Raw genomic sequence first — 23,195 nt, 5'->3', positions numbered from 1 at the left:
CGTGGGGCGGCGGGGCCCAGGGTCCCACGGCCCTGAGCCGTGGGGCCCTGGGCCGCAGAGCCCGAGGCCGTGGGCCGGGCCGTGGGCCGCCGCGGGCCACGGGCAATGGGCCCTGTGTCCTGGGCCCTGGGCCCTGGCCTGGGGCCGATCCACCGCCCCGTCGGCGGCGGCCCGGTGCCCCCCGCGTAGGCTCTGGCGCTGTGAACGTGCTCGACGGCACGGGGTGGTCACTGCAGTCGCTGACCGCGGGCCCGTGGATCTACGCGGCGGTGACGACGTCGATCCTGCTCGACGTCTTTCTGCCGGTGCTGCCGAGCGGCATCCTCGTGGTCACCGCCGCCACGGCCGCCGCCGGAGCCGCCACGGCGACGACGGCCGGAGCCGCCGGGGCCGTCGCCGAGGTGCCGTACGCGCCCGCCCTGCTCCCCCTCCTCCTCTGTGCGGCCACGGCCTCGGTGCTGGGCGACCTCGCCGCGTACCGCCTGGCCCGGCGCGGCGGGACACGGCTCGGTCGCGCCGTCACCCGCTCGCGCCGCCTCGCCGTGGCGCAGGATCGTCTCGGCGAGACGCTGGCCCGCGGCGGCGGCCTGCTCGTCGTCCTGGCCCGCTTCGCCCCCGCCGGCCGCTCGGTCGTCTCCCTCGGCGCGGGCGCGACCGGGCGCCGGCTGCGCGACTTCCTGCCCTGGTCGGCCCTGGCGGCCGTGGTGTGGGCGACCTACGGCGTGGGCCTCGGCTGGCTCGGCGGCCGCTGGCTGGGCGCGACCTGGCTCGGCGCCTGCGTACCGGTCCTGGCGCTCTTCCTGGCGGGCACGCTGGCGGCCTGTGTCATACGGCGTCCGGCTGCGGCTCCCGCTCCGGCGGCCTGACCGGCCGCGCCGGATGCCCACCGCGGATCTCCAGGTCGTCGAGGAGCCGGGCCGTGGCCTCGGCGATCTCGTCCACGGCCCGGTCGAACACCTCCCGGTTGTGCGCGGCGGGCGCGCGGAAGCCGGAGACCTTGCGGACGAACTGCAGCGCGGCGGCGCGCACGTCGTCCTCGGTGGCCTCGTGGGGCAGGGCGGGCGGTCGGAGTGTCTTGATGCTGCGGCACATGCCTCCAGTGTGACGCGCCCCACTGACAACGCCGCTCCGACGCCGTCAGGCCCTCGCCCCCGGGCCGGACCGGGCCCCGGGCCGTACAGCATCCCGACGCTGTCGAGCCTCCGCCCCCACGCCAGGCCCCCAGGTCAGCCCCGGGCCAGACCTCGGACCACGCTCGCCCCAGTCACGCCACCCCGCCAGGTCGCCCGGCCACGCCCCACCGCCCACATCCCCATCGCATCGCCCGGCCACATCTCCGGCGCACGCCCCCAGCTCACGACCCCGGCTCACGACCCCGCGCCCAAACCCCCGCGCTCACGCCTCCGCCTCGCACCCCGGCCTCACATCCCCAGGCTCCGCCGGCTCCGGGCGTTGATCTCGGCGGCCCGGGCGCGCAGCTCCCGCAGGGGCGTGGCGAGCTGTACGTCGGCGGGTTCCGCCTCCCACGCGCGGCCGCCGCGCACCGGGCGGATCAGGAAGCGGCCGGCGACGCTGTCGACGTAGAAACCGACCCGACCGGTGGCGGTGTCACGTACGAGGTCTCCGACCTCGGGCACGGGCTGCACGCATCCCTCCGTTCCGGCTGCTGGGCCAGCGGCTGTGGAGATCGACAGACCCCAGGGAAGCCCGGAGACCTCCCGGTGTCAACGCGTCTCTAGAGAAGTCGCCCGAAGGATGGACCGGCCGCGCGGGCCCGCGCACACGTGTGCACCGGGCCCGAGAAACGCGCCGTAGGGTGTCCCGCAGACGGAAGGGAGTGGTCCACCCATGACTGACCAGGAGAGCGGCCGGCGACCCAAGTACCAGCGGATCGCCGACGAGTTGAGAACCGCGATCCAGTCGGGCACCTTCGCGCCGGGTGACCGGCTCCCCGGCGAGAACGATCTGATGTCCACCTACGACGTGGCCCGGATGACCGCCCGCCAGGCCCTGTCCGTCCTGCGCGACGAGGGTCTCGCCGAGGCCCGTAGGGGCGCCGGTGTCTTCGTCCGTTCCTTCCGTCCGGTACGCCGCCGGGGCATTCCCCGGCTGGGCCGCGACCAGTGGGGCAACGGACGTTCGGTCTGGTCGGCCGACATCGAGGACCGTGCGCTCGTCGTCGACCAGATCGAGGTGACCCCGGCCGCCCCCGCCGGGCCGCGGGTGGCCGGGATCCTCGGCCTGGGCTCGCCCGACGAGCCGGTGTGCGTGCGCAGCCGGCGGTTCGTGCTGGACGGGAAACCGGTGCTCGTCTCCGTCTCGTACCTTCCGGCGGCTCTCGCCGCGGGCACGGCCGTCACGGAGCCGGACACCGGCCCCGGCGGCACCTACGCCCGGCTCGCCGAACGGGGCCACGGGCCGGTCCGCTTCCGGGAGGAGATCCGCTGCCGGATGCCGACGGCGGAGGAGTCCGCCCGGCTGGCGCTCGGTCCCGGCACCCCGGTCATCCTCATCAGCCGGACGGCGGTGACGGAGGCCGGAGCCGCGGTCGAGTTCAACGAGATGACGCTGGACTCGGCCTCGTACGTCCTGGAGTACGACTTCGACGCGTGACCGGGGCGGTGACGGTGAAGGTCCGGCCGGGCGCGGCGTACTCGACCGGCCCGCCGAATGCCCCGGCCGCCTCCCGCACCGCCGCCTCCGGCGCGATCGCCGGCCCCACATGGGTCACGAGCAGCCGCCCGGCCCCGGCGTCGGCGGCGGTCCGCCCGGCCTCCTCGGGCGTGTGGTGCCCGGGCCCTGCTCCGTCCGCCTCGCAGAGGAGGAGGTCGCTGCCGCAGGCGAGTTCGGTGAGCGCGGGGCAGGGCTCGCTGTCCCCGGAGTACGCGAACACGACCGGCTCGGCGCCCTTCGCCCCTTCGCGCGCACCCTCGCTCGTCTCCACGTCCGCCCCCTCGCCCGCCTCCACGCGAAGGCCGAAGGCGGGCAGCCCTCCGTGTTCGACGGCGCGAGTGAGCAGCGTCAGCCCTCCGAGCCGGGTGCGCTGCCCGTCGTACGACTCGGTGAAGGCGAAGGCGCTTTCGACGGGGCTGCGGTGTGGCCCGTTGGTGAGGAAGCCGGCCAGCCGGTCGGCGGTGCCGGGCGGCCCGAACAGCGGCAAGGGAGCGTCCCGGCGTACGTCGGCGTAGAGCAGCCCGTAGAAGGCGGTGAGCAGATCGGCGCAGTGGTCGGCGTGCAGGTGCGAGATCCATACGGCGTCGAGGTCGCCGAGTGCCACGTACCGCCGCAGCTCTCCGAGCGTTCCGCTGCCGGCGTCGACCCAGACGCGGACGCCGCCGCCCTCCAGGAGGTAGCCGGAGCAGGGGTTGCCGGCGGCGGGATAGGGGGTGGCGGAGCCGAGGACGGTGACGCGCAGGCCCGTCACGCGCCCGCCGCCTCGCCCTGGCGCTGGGTGGGCAGCCCGTACTGCTGGAGCTCGGTGCTGACCTGCCCGCCGAGGGTCATGACGTTGAGCGTCGCCGAGTTCTCGCTGGCGATCGCCTTCTCCACGCGGGCGACGAGGGTGGTGAACGCGTTCCGGTCGGACAGTCCGTGGTACGGCCCGACCCGGGCGGAGAAGTACACGCGCTCGTGCCCGAGGAGCTGCTCGGTCGACCGGTAGTTCTTCCACTGCTCGCGGTAGCGGTAGACGCTCTCCAGCGACACCGACGCGACCACGATGAGGCTGAGGACGGTCGCGGTGATCCGCGCGAACCCGACGTCCAGGTTCACGAGCACGGGCACCAGCGCACCCCCGACCACGGAGACGGTCCGCATCCGCAGGTGCATCGCCTTCATCTTGGTGGCCTTGCGGTCGTACCACTCCTGGTACTGCGCGAGCCGCTCGTCCACATACCGCTGCGGCGTCATGACCCCGCTCCACGCCTGCCCTTCGGGCGCGTCCCCCACGTCTTCCATGCGCCGGAGTACACCGCCCCCGCTATGAACACGTCAAGGCGGCACGACGCCGCGGCCGGACCCCGCCCGTACGGTGGCGGCCGCGGGGCGACGACGGTCACCGAACTGTGTCACGAGAGGGTCGTACCCCCACGGGCCGTACGCGTCCGGCAGTCTGGCGAGATGCGCAAGCACCTCACCACCGCCCTCGTCGCCGCCGCGGCGCTCGCCCTGACCGCCACCGCCTGCGAGGACAGCGGCACGCCCCCCGGCGACAAGCCCCCCGCCACCCGGACCACCGCCGCGCCCGAGGCGGGGGCGAAGCCGGCGGCCCTGCCCGACATGACGGGCAAGGGCCTCCAGTCCGCCCAGGACCAGGCTCAGGCCGCCGGCTTCCACAACCTGCACTCCCATGACGCCCTGGGCCGGGGCCGCCTTCAGGCCCTCGACCGGAACTGGAAGGTGTGCGGTCAGACCCCGGCTCCCGGCGAGCACCCGACGGACACGAAGGTCGACTTCGCCACGGTCAAGCTGGAGGAGACCTGCCCGCCCGAGGACGCGGGCGGCACCGAACCGACGACCGCCTCGACCATGCCCGACTTCACGGGCAAGTCCGTGAAGGTCGCCCGCCAGTCCCTGGACACCTCGACGAGCCTCACCGTCACCGACGCCTCCGCCCAGGGCCGCATGGTCCTCATGGAGTCCAACTGGCAGGTCTGCACCCAGACCCCGGCCCCGGGCACGAGGCTCGACGGCCAACCGGTGACGCTGACGGCCGTGAAGTTCGGCGAGAGCTGCTGACACCCCGCCCCCGAGGCCCTGCCGCCTGGCGGGGCCTCGGCCCGCCGCACGGGGTCCGCCTGGAGCGGAACCCTTCACATGCCACGGCATGGCCGACATTGCCCGTGCTCAGCCTTCGACCGCGACACGCAGGGCGGAGACGTCTGGGCCACCGTCGAGGGTGCCCGCCCAAGGCGAGGGGCTCGTCGCCTCCCCTAGGCAGTCAACTGTCGCGGTCCTTCCATGGCGAATCGGTCCACCAGCAGGAAGGCTCGGCCCAGATCGTTCAGAGTCAGCTCCAGCCGGTAGAAATCGACCTCGCCGGAGGGGTTCATGTAGGGGTGCAGGGCCCCCCAGTCGTCCCGTTCGTACGGATAGTCATCGTATTCGGCGTCGTCGTAGGTTTCCTCATGCAGGCTTACATCCGCCCAGGAGAAAAGCTTCGGAACTACTTCGACGTAGCTCGACCGCCCCAGAAAAACGGTCCAACTGGCAATCGGCTCAGGACTTCCGCCGTCCTCGTTGTCCACGCCCAGAGCAATGGTGCCGCGTCCCGAAGTCTTGTTCACCCACTCCTCGATGTCGATCACGAGTCGCACGCCCTCCAGCAGCATCCTCATCCACGGACGCGCGAGCTGTAGTTCCCGAATGCGGAGTGTGTACGGGTCACCCTCGGCAGCCTGACTCAGTGCCGCTCTCGCAGTCCCGTCGAGCACGTGAGCCTCGGGTACCAGCAACTTCCAGCTCCCGCTGGACGTTTCGACGAGCGTCTCCCGGTTGACCAGCTGCCAGTAGCAGCGCTTGCTCTCTGGGTGGTAAAGCACGACCACGACGGGCAAGGAGTGATTCGTCCAGTACTCCACGTGTGCGGCATCTGGCCGGAACCACCAACCGCCTTCGCCCCGTTCTCTGAACCAGCTCAAGCCGCTCTTGATCTGCAAGGCGAGCAGTCGGCCTCTCACCCGCTCCCCGTCGACGACCTCGGCATGCGCGTCGATGCCGAAATCCTCTGCCGGTTGCTCCCGGAAGAGCCAACCCAGTTCGTCCTCGACTGCGAGCCGGGTCTGCGTCACGCCGATGCCGGCTACTTTGGCGGACGGCTTGCGTTGCATCATGTCTGCGTGGCCCCCCTCTGGACATGTGGGTGCGGAGACGCATCATGCTCCCTCCGGAGAGCGGAGGGCGGGCCTGTTGCCTGACCTGGGGCGTTGTTCGGCGCGCGGATCCGTGAGCCAGGGACCCTTTCCTCCCGCACGCGGCTTGTAGACGCCGGTGAGCTCGTCCACGACACCTGGATTGCGTGTCCACTCGGTCGGCCCCCGCGTCGTGACGGAGATCCTCGAGCACAGCCGGTGTCACATGGATCCTGCTCAGGAGACGGCACCGCCGGCTGAAGGGCAGCTCCCGTCGATGCCGGACGGAGACGTCGAAGGCCCCCTGCCATGATCGGCAGGGGGCCTTCGTCACGGTGGGCGCGGACGGTTTCGAACCGCCGACATCTGCTTTGTAAGTTCGCCCGGGCTCCCTTCACGACTGGTTGTGCCCCGGGCGTCGGCACGCCTCAAGGGCCGCCCAAAGCTGCGGGTGTCCGCCCGCGTTGATGTCAGCTGGGGATGTCAGCGGATGTGCGCGAACGCGGCCTGTGCATCAGTGCCCTCTTGCAAGCCGGAGCCGTCTCCCACACCGTGGTGAGCATGCAGCTCGGCGTTCTGACAACGCAGGGGGAGGGCGACGCCTGTGAGTGCAGTAACACCCTGGGCCAGAGCGACTTTCGGCACCGCGGCCGGCCAGCTGGCCAAGACGATCCCCGCGTGCCTCGTGGAAGCCCACGACAGGGCACGTAACGGCCACGAAGGGGTCCACACCCAGACCCTGGAAGCCTACGGCCATGGGCTCCATGCGGCACAATACGAGACGCTTGCCGCCGGCCTGGCGCCGCTCGAGGCAGCAGTAGCCCGGCGGCTACAGGGGCGCACGGTCATGGTCGTCGGCAGCAACGTCATCTATCCCATCCGGTATGCGAAGAAGGATGTGCCGGTCACAGCGGCCAGACTTCGGAAGGCTGTCGGCTTCCGAGCTGACCTAATCCGGCGCCACGGCCCAGAGCCGATGCAGCAGTCACTTGACCTCGGCCTGGAGGAGCTGGAGGAACAGCATCTGCACCCCGACATCGCGCTTCTTCCGTCCGAGCTACGGCTGATCATCGTGGCGTACGCCTGCTCAATGACGCAGGGGGTCATGCGGGTTGAGTGGGGGTCAGCAGAGCTTCGCCGCGAGGACCGCTACCTCATCTGGCACCGCCACGAACCGCTCCTTCCATCGGCCAACCCACGCGCTGCCTAGCAGCGGTCAGGTCAGCCACAACTGATCACGCGTGGCCGTGACCTGCGGCCGCCTTATCGATCAACGTTCTGACCTGCTGCTGAGCTATTGGCAGTTGTCGACGTTGAGGCATCGTTGAGCGCCCTTCCACTGCCCGAGGACGGCCTGGGAGGGCGCTTTTACGTTGGGGGCAACAAGGGTGCGGACGTTGTCGTGTAGCGCCGACCGTGCCTCTGGTGTACGACGGCAACTTGTTTCAACGAACAGACCATGCAGACTGACCTAGCGTCCTAAAATCATCCCATGCCTGCCAAGAAGAATCGGGTCAGAATTCCGTCCGAGCTTGCTGCTCAAGTACTTTTTGCAGCCGATAGGACCTGCTGCGTCTGTCGGGCAAAAGGGAAGCCGATTCAGATTCATCATATTGATGATGACCCCTCAAATAATAAGTTCACCAATCTCGCGGTCCTGTGTCTAGACTGCCATGACTTAACTCAGATCAGAGGCGGTTTCGGTAGGAAGCTGGATGCCGATCAGGTGCGACTCTACCGAGATCATTGGATCGGCACTGTGGCTGAGTCTAGGAGATCAAGTGCACCTGAAATCTCTGACTTGGAAGACAGGGAGCTTGAACTACGGCTAGCGACGTCGGTTGCGGAGATCAACCTGGAAAAGGAGGATTGGGCGGACCTCGCTCTGCATTATGCCGCGATCGGGAATACTGAGCTCCGCGACAAGTACACCGAGAAAGCGATCACATCAGGAGTTTCAGATGAAATGCACTGCCTCCTCCGTGAAGAGCAAGGGAAGTCTGAGAATATTCCTGAAGAGGTGATTCGGCGAGAGGTTCGACGTCTCTCGCAGGGCCCTCATGCAAGTCAGACGCAGCTTGCTCGACTATTCAGAACTCTAGGGAAAACGCAGGATGCGGTGCGCGCGTACGTCAATGGAATCATCGAGGACCTTGATGATCGGCGTCCCTTCGCTGCGGCCTTTTATTTGAAAGAGATCGTACAGAGCGGCCTGGTCGAGGGGCTTTTTATTGAGGCGTTGAAGGAAGCCAGGGCAGAGGGTGATCTTTGGTGGGAGATTCGGGCTCTTGAAGAGCTTGGCTGGCATGATGAATTGAAATCTGTTATTCAGTCCCGGCGGGAAGAGATTGAGGAGAAGGAGGACCCGTTCCAGCTTAGAGTCCTCTACCGTTACGATGGAGACAGGGAGGCTTATGCTGACGTGGTTGAGCTGATTGAACGGGCGCAACAGACGGTTACCGATGAAGATGGGACAAGCTATACGGTTTACCGCTTCGACTTGGACCACGGCAGTGAGACTTAAAGAAGGTCGGCGGAGCGGCTTTGGGCGGGAGCTGCTTTGGGGCGAGTGATCATGGCCCCGTAAGCTTCCGGCGCGTCGGGCAGTCTGTGGACCTGCCCGGTAAAGCACGACGTGGGGGCCATGATCTTAGAGGCTCGCCCAAAGTGGCTGCCTAAAGCCGTGGAGCCGACCGCCCCAGCCACAGCGGCGTTCCCCACCCATCAACCCGAGCTGTCAGGCGTGCGGCCGGCGGTCGGGCTGGAGCGGGGCGGAGACAGGAGCGCAGGCCCGGGCGACGGGCCGCGCGCGCCGCGCCATGCGCGGCGGGTGCCTTGATGAAGTAGAGAAAGTCTTACCGCACTGCCCTCAGAGGGCGATCGGCTTGTAGGCCGGTGCCCTGTCGACGACCTACTCGGCAGTCAGCCCCGGATCGAAGTCCCAGATGATGTAGTCGCTGATGTGAGGGCACACCAGGCCGCGCCTTAGGTCCTCCAGGATGTCCTCCCCTCCTGCGCGGAGACCTCCCCATCCATGAGGGGCTGCACGAGAGTCGTGAAGACCTCGGCCATGCGCTCCTCGACCTCCGCCGACGTCAGCCACTCGACCGCCGTCGACTCGTCCGACGTGCGCTCGGCGCCGCCCGCGGGCCCGCATCGGAAGACCAGGGCGACGATGCCCCGCGTCCTGTTCTGGTAGACCCCAGCCAGCTCGTGCACCTCGACGCGAATGCCGGTCTCTTCTCAGACCTCGCGGACGCCACGCGCACCGGGCCAGCCCATCGAGCCGCGCAACCTCTACCGCTCGTTCCCCGCGTCGCCAAGAACGCCGGTCTCCGCGTCGTCCGGCTACACGACGCCCGGCACGGCACGGCGACGCTCCTGACCGCCGCCGGCGTCCCGCCCCGCGTCGTGATGGAGATCCTCGGACACAGCCAGATCGCCGTGACGATGAACGTCTACACGCACGTCGTCCAGGACACCCAGCGCGAGGCCGTGAGTCACATGGACCGGCTGCTCGGGGGCCGTCCCCGGGCGTGACCAACCGTCCCCGTTGATGTCAGATGTGGATGTCAAAGGCCCCCAGCCATGATCGGCTGGGGGCCTTTGCACTGGTGGGCGCGGACGGTTTCGAACCGCCGACATCTGCTTTGTAAGAGCAGCGCTCTACCCCTGAGCTACGCACCCGTGGAATGAGGCAACAGCGTACATGGCCGACCGGTGGGTGCCGCAAACCGATACCCGGGTGAACTGATCGGGCCGTGTCGTCGTCCTCACCAGGTGGGACAATGAACCGGACCCGGCAGGGCGGCGGACACAGCACGGGGAGAGGGCGACGTGGCGACCGAGAGGACCCGGCGGTGGTTCGGGGGGCGGGACGAGAGCCGGCGGGCCGAGGCGCAGGCGGCGAAGGACGCCGCCGCGGCCGCGTTCTACGAGCTCGACACCGCTCAGCGCGGGCTCAGGATCTCCATCGAGACGATCACGGCCGTGGACGACTCGGCGGACGCCCGGCGCGCCGCGGAGGGGTTCGCGGCGCTCGGGCGGCGGATCGACGAGGTCAGCCACGGCTACATCACCGCCGTCGACGCGCATGACCTGGACCGGGACGAGCTGGACGCGGCGACCGCCGGGCGTGCCCGTACGGAGCTGGAGCGGGCCAGGGACGAGCTGGTGCGGGTCAAGGGCGAGCTGGACCGGTTCGAGCAGGGGCTCGCCCCGCTGCTCGACCGGGCGGAGACCCAGCTGGCCCGGCTCGCGCCCGCCGTCGAGCGGGCGCGAGCGGCGCTCCGCTCCGCGAGCACCGCTCTCGACAGGGTCCGGGAGCAGGGTCTGCGCGCCGACGACCTCGCCCTCCGGCTCGCCCGCCTCGGGCCCGAGCTGACCCGGCTCAACGAAGGCGCCGGGCGGCATGGTGTCACCGCCACGCTGCAGCGCGCCGACACGGTGCTGCGTGAGGCCGAGGCGGTACGGGCCGAGGCCGAACGCCTCCCGGAGCGGGCCGCGGAGATCGACAAGCGGCTCGTGTCGCTGCGTACCCGCGCCCAGGCCCTCACCACCCGGGCCGAAGGGGTCGAACCCGTCCTGTCCGAGCTGCGCCGCCGCTTCTCCGCCGCCTGCTGGCAGGACCTCCAGCACGTGCCGGAACAGGCCGTCACCGCCGCACGGCAGGCCGAGGACCGGCTCGCGGAGGCGGCGAAGGCCCGTGAGGAGCAGCGCTGGCCCGACGCCACCGCGCTGCTCGCCACCGCCCGCGCCCTGCTCAACACCGCCGACGAGGGAGTCTCCGCCGCCGGCGAACGGCTGCGCCGCCTCGACGCCGTCGCCAAGAACCCGCAGGCCGACATCGACCGGGCCCGCTTCGCCCTCCGCGACGCCCAGCGGCTCGCCATGGCCGGCCGCACCACCCCCGACCCCCGGCACGCCCAGCCCCTCGACGCCGCCGTCGCCCGGCTCGACCGGGCCGTCGCCTCCCTCGGCACCGGCCGTCACCCCGACTACTGGGCCTTCCTCACCGAGCTGGAGGCGATCCGCGCGACCGCCCACGCTGTCGTCGAGCGGATCCGCGAGGAGCGGGCGAAGCCCTGACCCGACGCCGTAACCTGGGGCCATGCCCCGTTACGAGTACCGCTGCCGCACCTGCGGCGACACCTTCGAGCTCAGCCGTCCGATGGCCGAGTCCTCCGCTCCCGCCGCCTGCCCCGCCGGGCACGACGACACCGTGAAGCTGCTCTCCGCCGTCGCCGTGGGCGGCACCGCCGCCCAGGCCGGTCCCTCCGCGGGCGGAGGCGGTGGCGGTGGCGGCTGCTGCGGCGGGGGCTGCTGCGGCTAGATCCCGCACACGGCAGGGAGCGCGCGGCCGGGGCCGGGTGCGGCGACGTCAGCTGTCCAGGTACCTGAGCACCGCCAGCACCCGCCTGCTGTAGCCGTCGCTCCGGCCCGTCAGTCCCAGCTTGTCGAAGATCGCGTTGATGTGTTTCTCCACCGCGCTGCGCGACACGTGCAGCCGCGCCGCCACCGACGCGTTCGTGTGGCCCTGCGCCATCGCCGCGAGCACCTCCGATTCCCTCGGCGTCAGGCGGGCCAGCGGGTCGGTGTGGGACGAGCGGACGAGCAGGCGGCGTACGACCTCCGGATCGAAGGCCGTGCGCCCCTGCCCCACCCGTTCCAGGGCGTCCAGGAACTCGTCGACCTGCGCCACCCGGTCCTTCAGCAGATACCCCACGCCGCCTCGGCCCCCGGCCCCGACCGCAGCCCCGCTCCCACCTCCGCCCCGGCCCCCGACCCCGGCCCCGCTCCCGCCGCCGGCCGCCCTCTCGCCGCCGGTCCCGGTCTCGCCCGCGGCCCCGCCGGTCAGCAGCTCCGTCGCGTACCGCTTCTCCACGTACTGCGACAGCACCAGGACTCCCACCTCCGGCAGCCGGGAGCGGATCTCCAGCGCGGCGCGCAGGCCCTCGTCGGTGTGGGTGGGCGGCATGCGGACGTCGGCGACGACCACGTCCGGCGGGTCCGCCTCGACGGCCGCGAGCAGTTCGACGGCGGTGCCGACGGCGGCCCGCACCTCGTGGCCCTCCTCCGCCAGCAGCCGTACGAGCCCTTCGCGCAGCAGGGTCGAGTCCTCGGCCAGCATCACGCGCACGGCAGCACCGCCCGGATCTCCGTCGGCCCGCCGGCCGGGCTGTCCACCACGAGCCGCCCGTCGAGCGCGGCGACCCGGCTCGCCAGGCCGGCCAGACCGCTGCCGCCGGGGTCCGCGCCACCGCCGCCGTCGTCCCGTACCCGTACGTCCAACTCCCCGTCCTCCCATGTCACTCGAACCTCCACCGCGCTCGCCCCGGCGTGCTTGACCACGTTCGTCACGGCCTCCGACACGACGAAGTACGCGGCCGTCTCCACCGCCTTCGGCAGGTCCCGGTCGCGGGCGACGGCGTAGTCGAGGCGCACCGGCAGCGGGCCGCGCTCGGCGACCGCCTCCAGGGCGGTCCGCAGGCCCGCCTGGTCCAGGATCGCGGGGTGCACCCGCCAGGCCACCTCGCGCAGTTCGGCGAGCGCGCGGCGGCTTTCCTCGTGGGCCTGGAACAGCAGTTCGGCGGCGCGCTCGGGGTCCTGGCTGCGGCGGGCGCGGCCGATGAGCATGCCGAGGGCGACGAGCCGCTGCTGCACGCCGTCGTGGAGGTCGCGCTCGATACGGCGGCGTTCCTCGTGGACGACGTCCATGATCTCGGCGCGGCTCGCGGCGAGTTCGGCGATCCGGGCCTCCAGCGCGTCGGCCTGGCTGGGCCCGAGCATCCGCAGCGCCAGTGCCCCGTCCATGCGCGCCACCTGGCCGATGCCCTGGCCCGCGAGGAAGAGGAGGAGCAGCCCGCCGAGGCCGCCGAGGACGACCATCAGCGGCTCCCGCAGGTCGACGAAGAGCCAGCCGGCGAGCGCGAAGCCGAGATACGCGAGTCCGATCGCCGCGCAGCCGAGGACGATCCCGCCGAGGAGCCCGATCGGCCAGCGCGCGAGGAGGTACGGGACCGTGCGCGCCCGCCCCGGCCCGTACGGCGGGACGCGGACGCCGAGGAACCGGTCGAGCCGCCACCGCTCCAGCCCCACGACCCGACCGGCCGCCGCCGTCACCGCCCGCCGGCCGCGCGGCCACGCCACGAGCGGGAGCACGGCGAGCGCGGCCACCGCTTCCAGGAGCACGGCGACGGCGCCGAGCGCGAGACCGGCCGCCGTGCGCAGGGCGGTGGCGGCGGCGAGGGACAGGGGCGCGGCGGTGAGAGGCAGAGGCGCGGCTGCGGCGGTCAAGGGCCTGGCGGCCGCGGTCAGGGGCGCGGCAGCCGTACGTCGCCAGGGGGCCGAGCCCGCACCCGACCCGGCAGCCCCGGCCGCCCCCGCGCCCCGCTCGGCATCCTCATCCGAGCCCTCACCCGGCCCCGCAGCCCCGGCCGACCCCACACCCCGCTCGGCATCCTCATCCGAGCCCGCACCCAGCCCGGCAGGCCCGGCCGAGCCCTCGCCCGGTCCCGCAGCCCCGGTCGGGGGGAGCATGGCCGCGGCCCTGGCCGCCGCCGTCTGCCGCCCCGAGGCCGTCACCGTCCCTCCCCCGCTCGCCGCAGCCGTCCGCGGCCCCTGCCGCCCGTCGTCCGCCCCCAGATCTCTCATGATCGTCCACGCTAGCGGGCCCCGCGCTCGCGCACCCTGCGGAAAACCACACCGATCCCTGCGGCCGGCAGCAGTCCGCCCCGGCGCCCGGATTCCTAGCGTCGACGGCATGGAAACCTGGATCAACAGCCTGATGGACACCCTCGGCGCGCCCGGTGCGGGCCTCGCCGTCGCCCTGGAGAACCTGTTCCCGCCCCTCCCCAGCGAGGTGATCCTGCCGCTCGCCGGCTTCGCCGCCTCCACCGGGCGGATGGGGCTGCTCGCCGCGCTGCTGTGGACCACGGCCGGGTCGGTGGTCGGCGCGCTCGCGCTGTACGGCGTGGGCGCGCTGTTCGGGCGGGAGCGGGTGATCGCGATCGCCGCGCGGCTGCCGCTGGTGAAGGTCGCGGACATCGAACGGACGGAGGCGTGGTTCGCCCGGCACGGCACGAAGGCGGTGCTGTTCGGCCGGATGGTGCCGATCTTCCGCAGTCTGATCTCGGTGCCGGCCGGGGTCGAACGGATGCCGCTGCCGGTCTTCCTCGCCCTCACCGCCCTCGGCAGCGCGCTGTGGAACACCGCCTTCGTCCTCGCCGGGTACGTCCTCGGCGAGAACTGGGAGCAGGTCACCGACTACGTCTCGGTCTACTCGAAGGCGGTGCTCGTCACGGCGGCGGTCGCGGCGGTGTGCTTCGTCGCGCTGCGGATCGTACGGGCGCTCAGGCCGGGTCGGGGAGCACGCCGGGCGCGGGCGCACCGGGCCTCGGAAGGCCCGACGACGGAAGGCCCGGTGACGTAAGCCCCGGTGAGGTGAGACCCGGTGACGTCAGGCCCGGTGAGGTGAGACCCGGTGACGGAAGCTCCGACGGCGGAAGGTCCGACGACAGACGATCCGGCGACGGCAGACCGGGGGACAGCAGGTCGGGCGCCCTGAACCAGCCGGTCCCCTGTTCCCTCGCCGTCGTCCGGAAGCGGCGCAGGATCTCCTCGCCCGCCGCCACGCCCCGCTCGGGCAGCGCCTCCACGTGCGGCGCGGTCCAGTCGGCGTCGGCGAGTTCGCCGTGGCCGGGGCGCCAGGCGCGGTCGGCGGCGAGCAGCAGGTCCGCGTCGAGGAGCGAGTCGCCTGCGGCCAGGGTGAGGGCGGCACCGGTGCGCCGGGCGACCTCGCGGACGGCGGCGCTCTTGGTGAGCGGCTTCGGCACCGCGTACACCTTGCGGCCCTGCAGCGAGACCGTCCAGCCGCGCTCGCCGGCCCACTCGGTGAACCGCGCGAGCCATTCCTCCGGCAGCCGTTCCCGCTCGACCACGAGATAGGCGAACAGGTCCTCGGCGACGCGGTGCTTGCGCACCCACGACAGGTCGGTGGTGGCGGTGAAGTAGGCGCGGATCTCGGAGAGCGGGGCGCACGCGTCGGCGATCCGGCGGAGCACGTCGGCGTGCCAGTCGTGGTCGGTGACGCCGTCGACCAGCAGGTGCCCGCCGTTGGCGCAGATCGCGTACGTGGGGGTGGCGCCGCGGCGGCCGCCGCCCTCCTCGCCCTCCCCGCCGGGGAGGCTGATGCGCTGGTACTGCTTGCGCGTGCGGGTGGTCGTCGGGACGAAGACGGTCTCCTCGGTGAGCGCCCGCAACTGGTCGGCGGCTTCCTCCGTCATGTAGGAGAGCGGCTTGGACTCGTGCACCTCGACGCAGAGCAGCCGGGGCGCCTGGGCGTCGGGCATGCCGAGGGCGAGCGCGGCGGTCGAGTAGATGAGGGTGCGGTCCAGGTCGCTGGCGACCAGGACGGGCGCGGAGCCGCCCGCGGGCGTACGAGAGGAACTCATCGGGTCACCACCGCCTTGCCGTCGGCCCCTGTCGCACCCCTGGTGTACTGGGGGTGGATCAGGCCGACGCAGCTGTACGGCAGTTCGTCGACCTCCTCGACCGGTACCCCGCGCTGCTCGGCGAGCAGTCGTACGTGCGCCAGGTCAGCGCCGGCGCCCCGCTTGGCGAGGATCTTCCAGGGCACGCGGCGGAGCAGGACCCGGGTGGTCTCGCCGACGCCCGGCTTGACCAGGTTGACGTCGTGGATGCCGTACTCCTCGCTGATCCGCTCGACGGCCGCCCAGCCCTCCCAGGTGGGCGTACGGTCGGTGCCGAGGAGCTCCTTGACGTCGGCGTCGACGGTGTCGGCGACCTCGTCGAAGCGGGCGGCGACGGCGTCGAGGAACGCGCCGGAGACGTCGGAGCCGGCGAGCTCCCGGTAGAACTTGGCGCCGTGGAAGTCGTGCGGGCCGACCAGGTCGGAGCGCAGGACGGTGCGCGAGATCAGGCCGGAGACGGTGGAGTTGAGGCAGGCGGAGGGGATGAGGAAGTCCTCGCGGGTGCCGTAGGTGCGCACGCAGGAGCCGGGGTCGGCGAGGACCACGACCTCCGGGTCGAAGCCCTGGAACTCGCCGGACTCCCGGAGGGCGGCGGCCAGTTCGCGGGTGATGGCGCCCTTGCCGGTCCAGCCGTCGACGAAGACGACGTCGGCCGGGTCGTGGTGTGCGGCGAGCCAGCGCAGCGCGTTGGCGTCGATGCCGCGGCCGCGCACGATGGAGACGGCGTAGTGCGGGAGTGCCAGGCCGTGCCGGTGCTCCGCCCAGCGGCGCATCAGCACGCCGACGGGCGTCCCGGCCCGGGCCAGGGACACGAGGACGGGGCTCCGGCCGGGCCGCCGGGCGCCCCGCTCCGCCAGGACCGTCTCGGTGACGGTGCCGACGGCACGGGCGATCCGGGCGGCGGATGCCTCCAGGGCGCTGTGGAACAGCTCCTGGTAGCGCTCGCTGGGCTGGTACTCGACGGGCAGCGACTCGGCGTAGTGCGCGCCGCCGCTCTGGATGGCCTCTTCCCGCTCCTCGGTCGGGGCCTCGAGCTCCACGTCCGAGAGGTCCTGGAGCAGCCAGCCGACCTCCTCGGGCGCGTACGAGGAGAAGGCGGGGCCGCGGAGGGGCTCGGGCAGCATGGAGCTCCTTTCGGGAGCTTCGGGAGTCTGGAGAGCGTCGGGAGTCCGGGGGGTGTCGGAAGTCCGGAGGGCGTCGGGACTCCGGAGGGCGTCAGGAGTCCGGAGGCCGGCGGAGGTCCGGAGGGAGCCTTGGGCCGGGAGGCCGGCGGAGCTCCGGAGGGAGCCTGGGGCTTCGGCGGCCCGGGGCACGTACGAGGGGACGACGGCCAGGACCACGTGCGGTATGTGCGCGGCGAGCCGGGCGAGGAGGCCGTCCGGGGCGTGGAGCTCCGGGGTGTCGGCGACGGAGTCGACGACGGCGACGACCGCGTCGAAGCCGCCGCCGGCGACGTTGTACGCGTACCGCTCGCCGGGGCCGTCGGCGGGCGCGTCGTGCGCGGGGAAGACGAGCCGGGTCCTTATGGCGTAGCCGGGGTCGTCGACGGCGAGGACGGGCGAGCGGGTGGTGGTGGAGTAGCGGACGTCCGTCCCCCGCCGCTCCAGCTCCTCGGCGAGCCGCAGCGGCGCGTACATCAGCTCCTCGAACCCGAGGACGAGCACACGGGGCGCGGCGGCGGCGCCGTCGGGCCCCCCGGCGGCAAGAGCCTCGGCGACCCGGGCCGCCATGGCAGGAAGGGCCGCTTCGAGGCGGTTCCGGTGCTCCGGGGTGAAGCCGTGGCGGCCGCCGTCGGGGACTCCGGCCGGCCAGGCGAGGTCGACGCGGACGGGGGCGCGGCGGGGCGCGAGCGGCGCGGGCGGCGTGCGCGGGGCGGGCGGCGCGGGCGGCGCGGGCGGCGCAGGGGACGGCCCGGCAGCCGGGGACCGTCGGGGAGCCGGGGACGGCCCCGGCACCGGGGAGGCGCCGGTCGCCACCGCGGCCTCCTGGCTGGCAGTCCCCACCCCGGCCTCCTGGCGGGCGGTCGCCGCCGCGGCCTCGTGGCGGGCCACCAGCTCCTGGCCCTTCTCCAGGACGCCGTCCGGGAGCCCCACCGTGCCCGCCGCCAGGGTGACCAGGTCGACGCGGGCGCCGAGCTCGGCGGCGAAGGCGGTGAGGCGGTCGCGGTCGACGGGGCCGCGCATGTCGACGAGGGCGACCACCACATAGCGCTCGCGCGGGTGGCGTTCGTGCAGGTCGCGGATGGTGTTGAGGACCGTGTTGCCGGTGGAGAACTCGTCGTCGACCAGCACCAGCGGGCCGTCGCCCGCGAGCAGTTTCGGGTCCTCGGGGAGCAGCAGGTGGGAGGTGGCGTGCGAGTGGGACTCCTCGAAGCCGCCGGCCGGGGCGACGCCGGGGACGGGCCGGCGGGTGGAGTGCAGGTACGGGGCGAGGGCCAGGCCGTCGGCGACGCTGTGGCCGAGGCCGGTCGCGGTCTCCGCGTAGCCGAGGACGACGGCCCGCGCCGCCTCCTCGTCGCCGAGCAGCTCCCGTACCCGTACGCCCAGGCCGTGGCCGGCCTCCCGCACCACCGAGGGGCGCTGCGGCACGTGCTTGCCGAGCACGTTGGAGACTAGCAGATGGGCGCGCTTGGGGTTGCGGCGCAGTGCGAGGCCCAGCAGGCCCGGTAGCTCCTCGTCGCCGATCAGTTCGACGCCCAGTCGCTCCGCGACCCAGGTTCCGGTCCACACCACGTCGTCGTTGTCCCTTCGTCAGCCGGTGAGCCCGGCGGTTCAACCGGTGAGCCCGGCAGTCCGGTGCGCCCGGCGGTTCGGCCGTCGGCCGGCGGTCAGCCGGCGAGTCCGGCGGTGAGCAGCTCCACGAAGCCGACGTCCTCGCGGGCGACGCCGAAGACCTCGGCGCGCCGCAGGGTCCGCTCGGCCCACGCGCGGTGCGGCTTCACCTCGTTCATCTTGTTCGTATAGGCGGATCGGAGCACGCCGCCACCGCCGCGTTCCGGCCGCAGGATGTCCTGGGCGTCGCTGAACTCCTCGTGGCTGACGACGGACAGCGCGTGGACCGGCACCACGTGGGTGGGGTGGATGCAGGTCTTGCCGAGCAGGCCGTTGGCCCGGTCGAGTTCGATCTCGCGCAGCAGTCCGTCGAGGTCGTGCTGGATGAGGGCGGTGCGCAGGTCCTCGGCGCGCCCCTCCAGGAAGGGGCTGCGGCGCAGCTGGGGCTTGAACATGCGCTCGCCGGGGCGGAAGTACTCCCAGACGGGGCCGGTGATGGTGAAGCCGGTGCCGTCGGAACGGCCGAGGACGTTGACGACGTCGCCGATGACATGGGCCACGATCTGGACGTCGTAGGCGGTCATGTCGGGCGAGCGGCGCAGCCCGTAGTGGGAGCAGAAGTCGGTGACGCCGAGGCGGAGGGCGAGGATCCGCTCGCGGTACTTGTCGGTGAGGGCGGCGATGCCGGCCAGGGTCTCGGCCCGGGTCTCCAGGTGGAGCAGCTCGGGGGACTCCAGGACGGGCATGGCGAAGAGCCGGTGGCCCGAGGCCTGCTCGGCGGCGGTGAGCGCTTCGAGGAAGGGGCGGCCGCGGGTCTCGGTGAACTTGGGCAGCACGAACCCGGACAGCAGCCGTACCGTCTCGCCGAGCCGGGCGACGAGGTCGGTGATCTGGCGGGGCTCGCGGACCCGGATGAACAGCAGGGGCAGGTCCCCGGGCGACGCCGCGAGGTCGGCGAGGGCGGCGAACTGGCGGACCAGGTTGTCCTCGCCCGCCTCGACGTCGGCGTCGCTGATGGAGTCCTCCAGGCACAGCACCATGGAGACCACGCCGCGCGCGGCCTGTTTGCGCACGTCGTCGGCGAGCCGGGGCCGGGTGGCCGGGCTGTAGAGCGTGGCTCCGAGAGCCACCGCGAGCGTGGGCGCGGGCGAGCCGGCCGAGAACTCGGCGGGCTCCTGGTGGAACAGCCCGCTCCGCGTGGCGGCCGGGATGTGCCCGAAATGACGCATGTATCTCCCCCGACTGGCCCCTGAGGCCCTGACGACATGTGGCCGGTAATAGTACGTAGGTATGGGTGTCCGTAGTTCCCCGCGTACGTGAAGTTCAGGTAACTCGTCCGCATCCGGCCCCCCACGTTGTCCGGGAGGCGACCGGGCAGGGAAGATGACGGGCATGACGCACGCGATGCTGAAGGGCTCCAACGTCCCTCTCGACACCGCGGCCGTACGGGCCGTGCTCCGCTGGACTCCGGGACCCGGGGTGCCCGACGTGGACGCCTCGGCTCTGCTGCTCGGCGCGGACGGGCGCGTGCGGTCCGACGAGGACTTCGTGTTCTACAACCAGCCGCGCCATCCCTCGGGGCTGGTGCGCCGGCTGGCGAAGAAGCGGGACGCCGAGGGGCTCACGGACACGGTGGAGGCCGATCTGGGCGCGCTCGACGCGTCGGTCGACCAGGTGGTGATCGCCGCCTCCTCCGATGGTGACACCTTCCGGTGCGTCTCCGACCTGCGGATCCTGATCTACGACGCGGCGGCGGGGCCGGCGGACCGGGAGCCGCTCGCGCTCTTCGACGTGTCGGCGGAGACCGGTGAGGAGACGGCGATCATCTGCGGCGAGCTGTACCGGCGCGGGGACGGCTGGAAGTTCCGTGCGGTGGGCCAGGGCTATCCGACCGGCCTGGTCGGGCTCGCCACCGACTTCGGGGTGTCGGTCGACGACGCGGCGGAGGGCACAGCCGGTACGGAGTCCGAGACCGACGCCCAGGCGCAGGCGCAGGGACAGGCCCAGGGGCAGGCACAGGCCGGGACCCAGGCCCACGACCCGGACGCGACCATGGTCCACACCCCGTCCGGGGCCGGGGCCGGGGCCGGGGCGCCGCCGCCCCCGCCCGTACCCCCGCAGCCCACCGCTCCCCCGGCACCGGCGTACGGCTACCCGCAGCCGGCGGGCGCACCGGCTCCGGCCCCCGCGCCCGCGTACGGCTATCCGCACGCGGCCCCGGACTTCCGCATGCCGCCGATGGGCCCGCAGTTCGTCGGACGCTGACCCCACGGCCCCACGGCCGACGGCCCAAGCCCACGGCGGACCCGGGCGACCGGCTCGCGGCCCCTGGGCTTGGGCCGGGCCCGCTCAGGTCTTGGACTTGTAGCCGCGGCCCCACTGCAGGCCCCACCCGTACAGCCGGTCCAGCTCGCCCTGGAAGCCGTACACGAACCGCACCTCGCGGCGGACGACGAGCTCGTTCTTGACGTTCTCGACGGTGAAGACGGCGCAGGAGCGGGCCTGCGGGGCGTCCTCGTCCAGCTCGATCTCGATCCGCGGGCCGTTGCTCGGGTAGAGCGTGACCTTGGCGTGGGTGCGGTCGAAGGCGGGCGTCTGGTCGTAGATGTAGACGAAGAACAGCAGGCGCTTGATGGCGTCCCGGTGATCGAGGTTGACGAAGATCGTCTCGCCGGACGGCGCCCCGAACCGGTCGTCGCCGCTGAGCTTCACGTACGGCGGCTCGTTGAGCTCGCCGAAGAAGCCGCCGAGCGGCTGCACCACGCCCTTGCTGCCGTCGGCCAGCTCGTAGAGGCAGCCGAGGTCGAGGTCGACGTTGACCACGCCCTGGGTGTGGGCCTGGACCTCCTCGGGCTTGAAGAGCTTCAGCGGGTGGCGCAGCAGGCTGCTCGACTGGCGGGGGCGGCGCTCGATGTCGGAGCTCCGCATCCGCCAGGACAGGTTGACCCGGAGGTTGCCGGTGGCGGCGCCCTGCTTGCTGAGGGAGACGCTGGGGCGCCGTCTGGTCAGGTCGATCGAGTTCGACGCGGGACTGCCCGAGTCGAACGGCTCTCCCCTGCCCGGAAAGAGATTGTCCAGGAAGCCCATGGCTCCGCACCCCCCACACTCGTACCCATGTCGTCTCCGCCCCCGTCCGACGCCTCACACGCCGCGGGGCGGCCGGGTGCTCCGGCCGCCCCGCAGAGAAGCGTTCCTCATCGCCGGGGGTGTCACACCCCCGACTTCACCTCGGTCTTGCCCGAGGAGTCAGATTTTCCCCCGGCCGCCGCGATGGCCCGGTTGCGCAGGACGGAGGACAGGAAGGACGCCGCGATGAGGACGACGCCGATGCCGCCGGTGATCAGCTCGCTGATCTCGTGCTGGATGGTGATGAGCAGGATGACCGCGAGGGCGCCGATGGCGTAGTGGGCGCCGTGCTCCAGGTAGACGTACTCGTCGAGGGTGCCCTGGCGGACCAGGTAGACCGTGAGCGAACGGACGTACATCGCGCCGATGCCGAGGCCGAGCGCCATCCAGAAGATGTGGTTGGTGATGGCGAAGGCGCCGATGACGCCGTCGAAGGAGAAGGAGGCGTCGAGGACTTCCAGGTACAGGAAGAGGAAGAACGCCGCCTTGCCGGCCAGGCCGACCGCGGAGACCGGCTTGCCCTCGGCCTTGGCCTTCTCCTCCTCCTCGTGCTCGCGCTCCTCCTCTTCCTCCAGCTTGTTCTCGAAGTAGCCGGAGAGACCGCCGACGATGAGGTACGTGATGAGGCCGGCGACGCCGGAGAGCAGCACGGTCACGGACTTGTCCATGTGGCCGGCGCTGGTGTGCGCGTGGGTGGCGAAGGTCATCGCCGTGACCAGCAGGACGATGAGCGCGACGCAGACCGACAGCATGTCGACCTTGCCGAGCTTGGCCAGCGGGCGCTCGAGCCAGCCGAGCCACTTGATGTCGCGCTCCTCGAAGATGAAGTCGAGGAAGATCATCAGCAGGAACATGCCGCCGAAGGCGGCGATCGCCGCGTGGGCGTCGGTCACCAGCGCCTTGTACTGCGCCGGCTGGTCGAGCGCGAGCTGGACGGCCTCGATCGGGCCGACCTTGGCGCTGATGGCGACGATCACGACGGGGAAGACCAGCCGCATGCCGAAGACCGCGATCAGAATGCCGATCGTGAGGAAGATCTTCTGCCAGAAGGCATTCATCTTCTTCAGGATTCCGGCGTTGACGACCGCATTGTCGAAGGACAGCGAGATCTCGAGGATCGACAGGATCAGAACGACCCCGAACGCCTCCCACCCCCACTGCCAAGCGGCGAAAGCGAGGCCGAGCGCCGTGACGGCGAACGACCACCCGAAGGTTTTCAGAACCACTGTCTACCCCATCGTTTTCAAGTACGCGGCTTTACGAAACGTTGACCCCGAAGTCTAGAGCGATGCCCCGGAGGCCGGACGCGTACCCCTGGCCGACCGCTCGGAACTTCCATTCGCCGTTGTAGCGGTAGAGCTCGCCGAAGATCATCGCGGTCTCGCCGGAGGCGTCCTCGGAGAGGTCGTAGCGGGCGAGCTCCTGGCCGTCCGCCTGGTTGACCACGCGGATGAAGGCGTTGCTGACCTGACCGAAGGTCTGGCCGCGGTTGTCGGCCTCGTGGATCGAGACCGGAAAGACGATCTTGTCGCAGTGCGGCGGCACCTTGGTGAGGTCCACGATGAGGGACTCGTCGTCCCCGTCCCCCTCGCCGGTGAGGTTGTCACCGGTGTGCTCGACGGAGCCCTCGGGGCTCTTGAGGTTGTTGTAGAAGACGAAGTAGTCGTCGCCGAGCACGCGTCCCGACTGGCACAGCAGGGCGCTGGCGTCGAGGTCGAAGGGGGCTCCGGTGGTGGACCGCGCGTCCCAGCCGAGGCCCACGAGCACCTGGGCGAGATCGGGTGCGGCCTTGGAGAGGGAGACGTTGCCTCCCTTGGCGAGCGTGACGCCCATGACGTGGTTCCTCCCCGGTGGTTGCTGCGTGTGCGGGCCCCTTGTGATGTACCCCACGTCACGCGGAGGTACACACGGGGGCGCGCCGAGTGAGCGGACGCGCCCCCTCGGCGGGCTCAGATCCG

22 protein-coding genes, 1 tRNA gene and 2 pseudogenes are annotated in these 23,195 nt (G+C 71.7%); 10 read left to right on the top strand and 15 right to left on the bottom strand.

Features of this window, described 5'->3' with window-relative positions; translation table 11 throughout:
- Nucleotides 1-200 precede the first annotated feature (200 nt).
- Entirely contained in the window at nucleotides 201-866 is a 666-nt protein-coding gene (locus ABTZ91_RS30810) for a VTT domain-containing protein (protein WP_352080512.1), read from the top strand.
- Here the strand turns inward: ABTZ91_RS30810 and ABTZ91_RS30805 are convergent.
- Nucleotides 826-1,092, bottom strand: a complete 267-nt coding sequence (locus tag ABTZ91_RS30805) for a DUF2277 domain-containing protein (RefSeq protein ID WP_352080511.1) — start codon at nucleotides 1,090-1,092, stop codon at nucleotides 826-828. The two genes, ABTZ91_RS30810 and ABTZ91_RS30805, sit on opposite strands and share 41 nt — an antisense overlap.
- A gap of 329 nt (nucleotides 1,093-1,421) precedes the next feature.
- Nucleotides 1,422-1,646 (bottom strand): hypothetical protein, encoded by a 225-nt coding sequence (locus ABTZ91_RS30800; protein WP_352080510.1) that lies wholly within the window; start codon nucleotides 1,644-1,646, stop codon nucleotides 1,422-1,424.
- A gap of 202 nt (nucleotides 1,647-1,848) precedes the next feature.
- Here ABTZ91_RS30800 and ABTZ91_RS30795 point away from each other — a divergent pair, with 202 nt between their 5' ends.
- Nucleotides 1,849-2,613, top strand: a complete 765-nt coding sequence (locus tag ABTZ91_RS30795) for a GntR family transcriptional regulator (RefSeq protein WP_352080509.1) — start codon at nucleotides 1,849-1,851, stop codon at nucleotides 2,611-2,613.
- On the opposite strand, the gene ABTZ91_RS30790 is transcribed toward ABTZ91_RS30795, so the two are convergent.
- Entirely contained in the window at nucleotides 2,555-3,424 is an 870-nt protein-coding gene (locus ABTZ91_RS30790; RefSeq protein WP_352080508.1) for an MBL fold metallo-hydrolase, read from the bottom strand. The two genes, ABTZ91_RS30795 and ABTZ91_RS30790, sit on opposite strands and share 59 nt — an antisense overlap.
- Nucleotides 3,421-3,957 (bottom strand): DUF4231 domain-containing protein, encoded by a 537-nt coding sequence (locus ABTZ91_RS30785; RefSeq protein WP_352080507.1) that lies wholly within the window; start codon nucleotides 3,955-3,957, stop codon nucleotides 3,421-3,423. Before ABTZ91_RS30785 ends, ABTZ91_RS30790 begins: the two co-directional genes overlap by 4 nt.
- Before the next feature lie 162 nt (nucleotides 3,958-4,119).
- On the opposite strand from ABTZ91_RS30785, the gene ABTZ91_RS30780 reads away from it, so the two are divergent.
- Entirely contained in the window at nucleotides 4,120-4,737 is a 618-nt protein-coding gene (locus ABTZ91_RS30780; RefSeq protein WP_352080506.1) for a PASTA domain-containing protein, read from the top strand.
- Between the two features lie 194 nt (nucleotides 4,738-4,931).
- Here the strand turns inward: ABTZ91_RS30780 and ABTZ91_RS30775 are convergent, their stop codons facing one another.
- A complete protein-coding gene (locus ABTZ91_RS30775) occupies nucleotides 4,932-5,831 on the bottom strand; it encodes a DUF4365 domain-containing protein (protein WP_352080505.1) in 900 nt (299 codons plus the stop codon).
- A 622-nt stretch (nucleotides 5,832-6,453) separates the two neighbouring features.
- Here ABTZ91_RS30775 and ABTZ91_RS30770 point away from each other — a divergent pair.
- Together ABTZ91_RS30770 and ABTZ91_RS30765 are read left to right on the top strand one after the other, a co-directional pair.
- Nucleotides 6,454-7,059 (top strand): hypothetical protein, encoded by a 606-nt coding sequence (locus ABTZ91_RS30770; RefSeq protein ID WP_352080504.1) that lies wholly within the window; start codon nucleotides 6,454-6,456, stop codon nucleotides 7,057-7,059.
- 282 nt (nucleotides 7,060-7,341) lie between these two features.
- On the top strand, nucleotides 7,342-8,373 hold the full coding sequence (locus ABTZ91_RS30765; protein WP_352080503.1) for an HNH endonuclease signature motif containing protein: 1,032 nt from the start codon (nucleotides 7,342-7,344) through the stop codon (nucleotides 8,371-8,373).
- Nucleotides 8,374-8,834: 461 nt separating this feature from the next.
- On the opposite strand, the gene ABTZ91_RS30760 is transcribed toward ABTZ91_RS30765, so the two are convergent.
- The gene (locus ABTZ91_RS30760) at nucleotides 8,835-9,068 is read right to left on the bottom strand and encodes a hypothetical protein (protein WP_407078064.1); all 234 of its coding nucleotides are present in this window, start codon (nucleotides 9,066-9,068) and stop codon (nucleotides 8,835-8,837) included.
- A gap of 52 nt (nucleotides 9,069-9,120) precedes the next feature.
- Here ABTZ91_RS30760 and ABTZ91_RS30755 point away from each other — a divergent pair.
- A pseudogene (locus tag ABTZ91_RS30755) lies at nucleotides 9,121-9,389 on the top strand (tyrosine-type recombinase/integrase); the annotation flags it as partial.
- Between the two features lie 72 nt (nucleotides 9,390-9,461).
- On the opposite strand, the gene ABTZ91_RS30750 reads toward ABTZ91_RS30755, so the two are convergent.
- Nucleotides 9,462-9,536: transfer RNA gene (locus ABTZ91_RS30750), tRNA-Val, on the bottom strand.
- A 150-nt stretch (nucleotides 9,537-9,686) separates the two neighbouring features.
- Between ABTZ91_RS30750 and ABTZ91_RS30745 the strand changes: the two genes are divergently transcribed.
- Nucleotides 9,687-10,937 (top strand): hypothetical protein, encoded by a 1,251-nt coding sequence (locus ABTZ91_RS30745; protein ID WP_352080502.1) that lies wholly within the window; start codon nucleotides 9,687-9,689, stop codon nucleotides 10,935-10,937.
- 22 nt (nucleotides 10,938-10,959) lie between these two features.
- Nucleotides 10,960-11,181, top strand: coding sequence for a zinc ribbon domain-containing protein (locus tag ABTZ91_RS30740; protein ID WP_352080501.1), 222 nt, complete (start codon nucleotides 10,960-10,962; stop codon nucleotides 11,179-11,181).
- Between the two features lie 48 nt (nucleotides 11,182-11,229).
- Here ABTZ91_RS30740 and ABTZ91_RS30735 read toward each other — a convergent pair whose 3' ends face one another.
- A complete protein-coding gene (locus ABTZ91_RS30735) occupies nucleotides 11,230-11,988 on the bottom strand; it encodes a response regulator transcription factor (RefSeq protein ID WP_352080500.1) in 759 nt (252 codons plus the stop codon).
- Nucleotides 11,979-13,103 (bottom strand): sensor histidine kinase, encoded by a 1,125-nt coding sequence (locus ABTZ91_RS30730; protein WP_407078065.1) that lies wholly within the window; start codon nucleotides 13,101-13,103, stop codon nucleotides 11,979-11,981. Before ABTZ91_RS30730 ends, ABTZ91_RS30735 begins: the two co-directional genes overlap by 10 nt.
- 508 nt (nucleotides 13,104-13,611) lie before the next feature.
- On the opposite strand from ABTZ91_RS30730, the gene ABTZ91_RS30725 reads away from it, so the two are divergent.
- A complete protein-coding gene (locus ABTZ91_RS30725) occupies nucleotides 13,612-14,280 on the top strand; it encodes a DedA family protein (protein ID WP_352080499.1) in 669 nt (222 codons plus the stop codon).
- A 154-nt stretch (nucleotides 14,281-14,434) separates the two neighbouring features.
- On the opposite strand, the pseudogene ABTZ91_RS30720 reads toward ABTZ91_RS30725, so the two are convergent.
- The 3 genes and pseudogenes from ABTZ91_RS30720 to ABTZ91_RS30710 all read right to left on the bottom strand — a co-directional run.
- Nucleotides 14,435-15,301: pseudogene (locus tag ABTZ91_RS30720) on the bottom strand (HAD family hydrolase); the annotation flags it as partial.
- Nucleotides 15,298-18,072 carry a phosphoribosyltransferase gene (locus ABTZ91_RS30715; RefSeq protein WP_352080498.1) on the bottom strand — a complete coding sequence of 925 codons (2,775 nt, stop codon included), beginning with the start codon at nucleotides 18,070-18,072 and terminating at the stop codon, nucleotides 15,298-15,300. The pseudogene ABTZ91_RS30720 and the gene ABTZ91_RS30715, both read right to left, overlap by 4 nt.
- Nucleotides 18,073-18,167: 95 nt before the next feature.
- Complete coding sequence (locus ABTZ91_RS30710; RefSeq protein ID WP_352080497.1) at nucleotides 18,168-19,340, bottom strand: HpcH/HpaI aldolase/citrate lyase family protein; 1,173 nt, start codon at nucleotides 19,338-19,340, stop codon at nucleotides 18,168-18,170.
- Between the two features lie 154 nt (nucleotides 19,341-19,494).
- On the opposite strand from ABTZ91_RS30710, the gene ABTZ91_RS30705 reads away from it, so the two are divergent.
- Nucleotides 19,495-20,376 (top strand): TerD family protein, encoded by an 882-nt coding sequence (locus ABTZ91_RS30705; protein ID WP_352080496.1) that lies wholly within the window; start codon nucleotides 19,495-19,497, stop codon nucleotides 20,374-20,376.
- Between the two features lie 84 nt (nucleotides 20,377-20,460).
- Here ABTZ91_RS30705 and ABTZ91_RS30700 read toward each other — a convergent pair whose 3' ends face one another.
- The 3 genes from ABTZ91_RS30700 to ABTZ91_RS30690 form a co-directional block, all read right to left on the bottom strand.
- A complete protein-coding gene (locus tag ABTZ91_RS30700; protein ID WP_352080495.1) occupies nucleotides 20,461-21,198 on the bottom strand; it encodes a Tellurium resistance in 738 nt (245 codons plus the stop codon).
- A 122-nt stretch (nucleotides 21,199-21,320) separates the two neighbouring features.
- A complete protein-coding gene (locus ABTZ91_RS30695) occupies nucleotides 21,321-22,463 on the bottom strand; it encodes a DUF475 domain-containing protein (RefSeq protein WP_352080494.1) in 1,143 nt (380 codons plus the stop codon).
- A gap of 31 nt (nucleotides 22,464-22,494) precedes the next feature.
- Nucleotides 22,495-23,070 carry a TerD family protein gene (locus ABTZ91_RS30690; RefSeq protein WP_352080493.1) on the bottom strand — a complete coding sequence of 192 codons (576 nt, stop codon included), beginning with the start codon at nucleotides 23,068-23,070 and terminating at the stop codon, nucleotides 22,495-22,497.
- Nucleotides 23,071-23,195 lie beyond the last annotated feature (125 nt).

Origin of the sequence: Streptomyces sp. NPDC126499 (assembly GCF_040302485.1) — a bacterium.
In the GTDB taxonomy this organism is placed as follows: Bacteria; Actinomycetota; Actinomycetes; order Streptomycetales; family Streptomycetaceae; genus Streptomyces.
This window is presented reverse-complemented; position numbering and strand designations above follow the sequence as displayed.

Coding starts and splice junctions, on each gene's coding strand:
- ABTZ91_RS30785 (WP_352080507.1), bottom strand. CDS start 3,957: ATGGAAGACGTGGGGGACGCGCCCGAAGGGCAGGCGTGGAGCGGGGTC.
- ABTZ91_RS30705 (WP_352080496.1), top strand. CDS start 19,495: ATGACGGGCATGACGCACGCGATGCTGAAGGGCTCCAACGTCCCTCTC.
- ABTZ91_RS30700 (WP_352080495.1), bottom strand. CDS start 21,198: ATGGGCTTCCTGGACAATCTCTTTCCGGGCAGGGGAGAGCCGTTCGAC.
- ABTZ91_RS30795 (WP_352080509.1), top strand. CDS start 1,849: ATGACTGACCAGGAGAGCGGCCGGCGACCCAAGTACCAGCGGATCGCC.
- ABTZ91_RS30775 (WP_352080505.1), bottom strand. CDS start 5,831: ATGATGCAACGCAAGCCGTCCGCCAAAGTAGCCGGCATCGGCGTGACG.
- ABTZ91_RS30740 (WP_352080501.1), top strand. CDS start 10,960: ATGCCCCGTTACGAGTACCGCTGCCGCACCTGCGGCGACACCTTCGAG.
- ABTZ91_RS30805 (WP_352080511.1), bottom strand. CDS start 1,092: ATGTGCCGCAGCATCAAGACACTCCGACCGCCCGCCCTGCCCCACGAG.
- ABTZ91_RS30765 (WP_352080503.1), top strand. CDS start 7,342: ATGCCTGCCAAGAAGAATCGGGTCAGAATTCCGTCCGAGCTTGCTGCT.
- ABTZ91_RS30690 (WP_352080493.1), bottom strand. CDS start 23,070: ATGGGCGTCACGCTCGCCAAGGGAGGCAACGTCTCCCTCTCCAAGGCC.
- ABTZ91_RS30725 (WP_352080499.1), top strand. CDS start 13,612: ATGGAAACCTGGATCAACAGCCTGATGGACACCCTCGGCGCGCCCGGT.
- ABTZ91_RS30710 (WP_352080497.1), bottom strand. CDS start 19,340: ATGCGTCATTTCGGGCACATCCCGGCCGCCACGCGGAGCGGGCTGTTC.
- ABTZ91_RS30780 (WP_352080506.1), top strand. CDS start 4,120: ATGCGCAAGCACCTCACCACCGCCCTCGTCGCCGCCGCGGCGCTCGCC.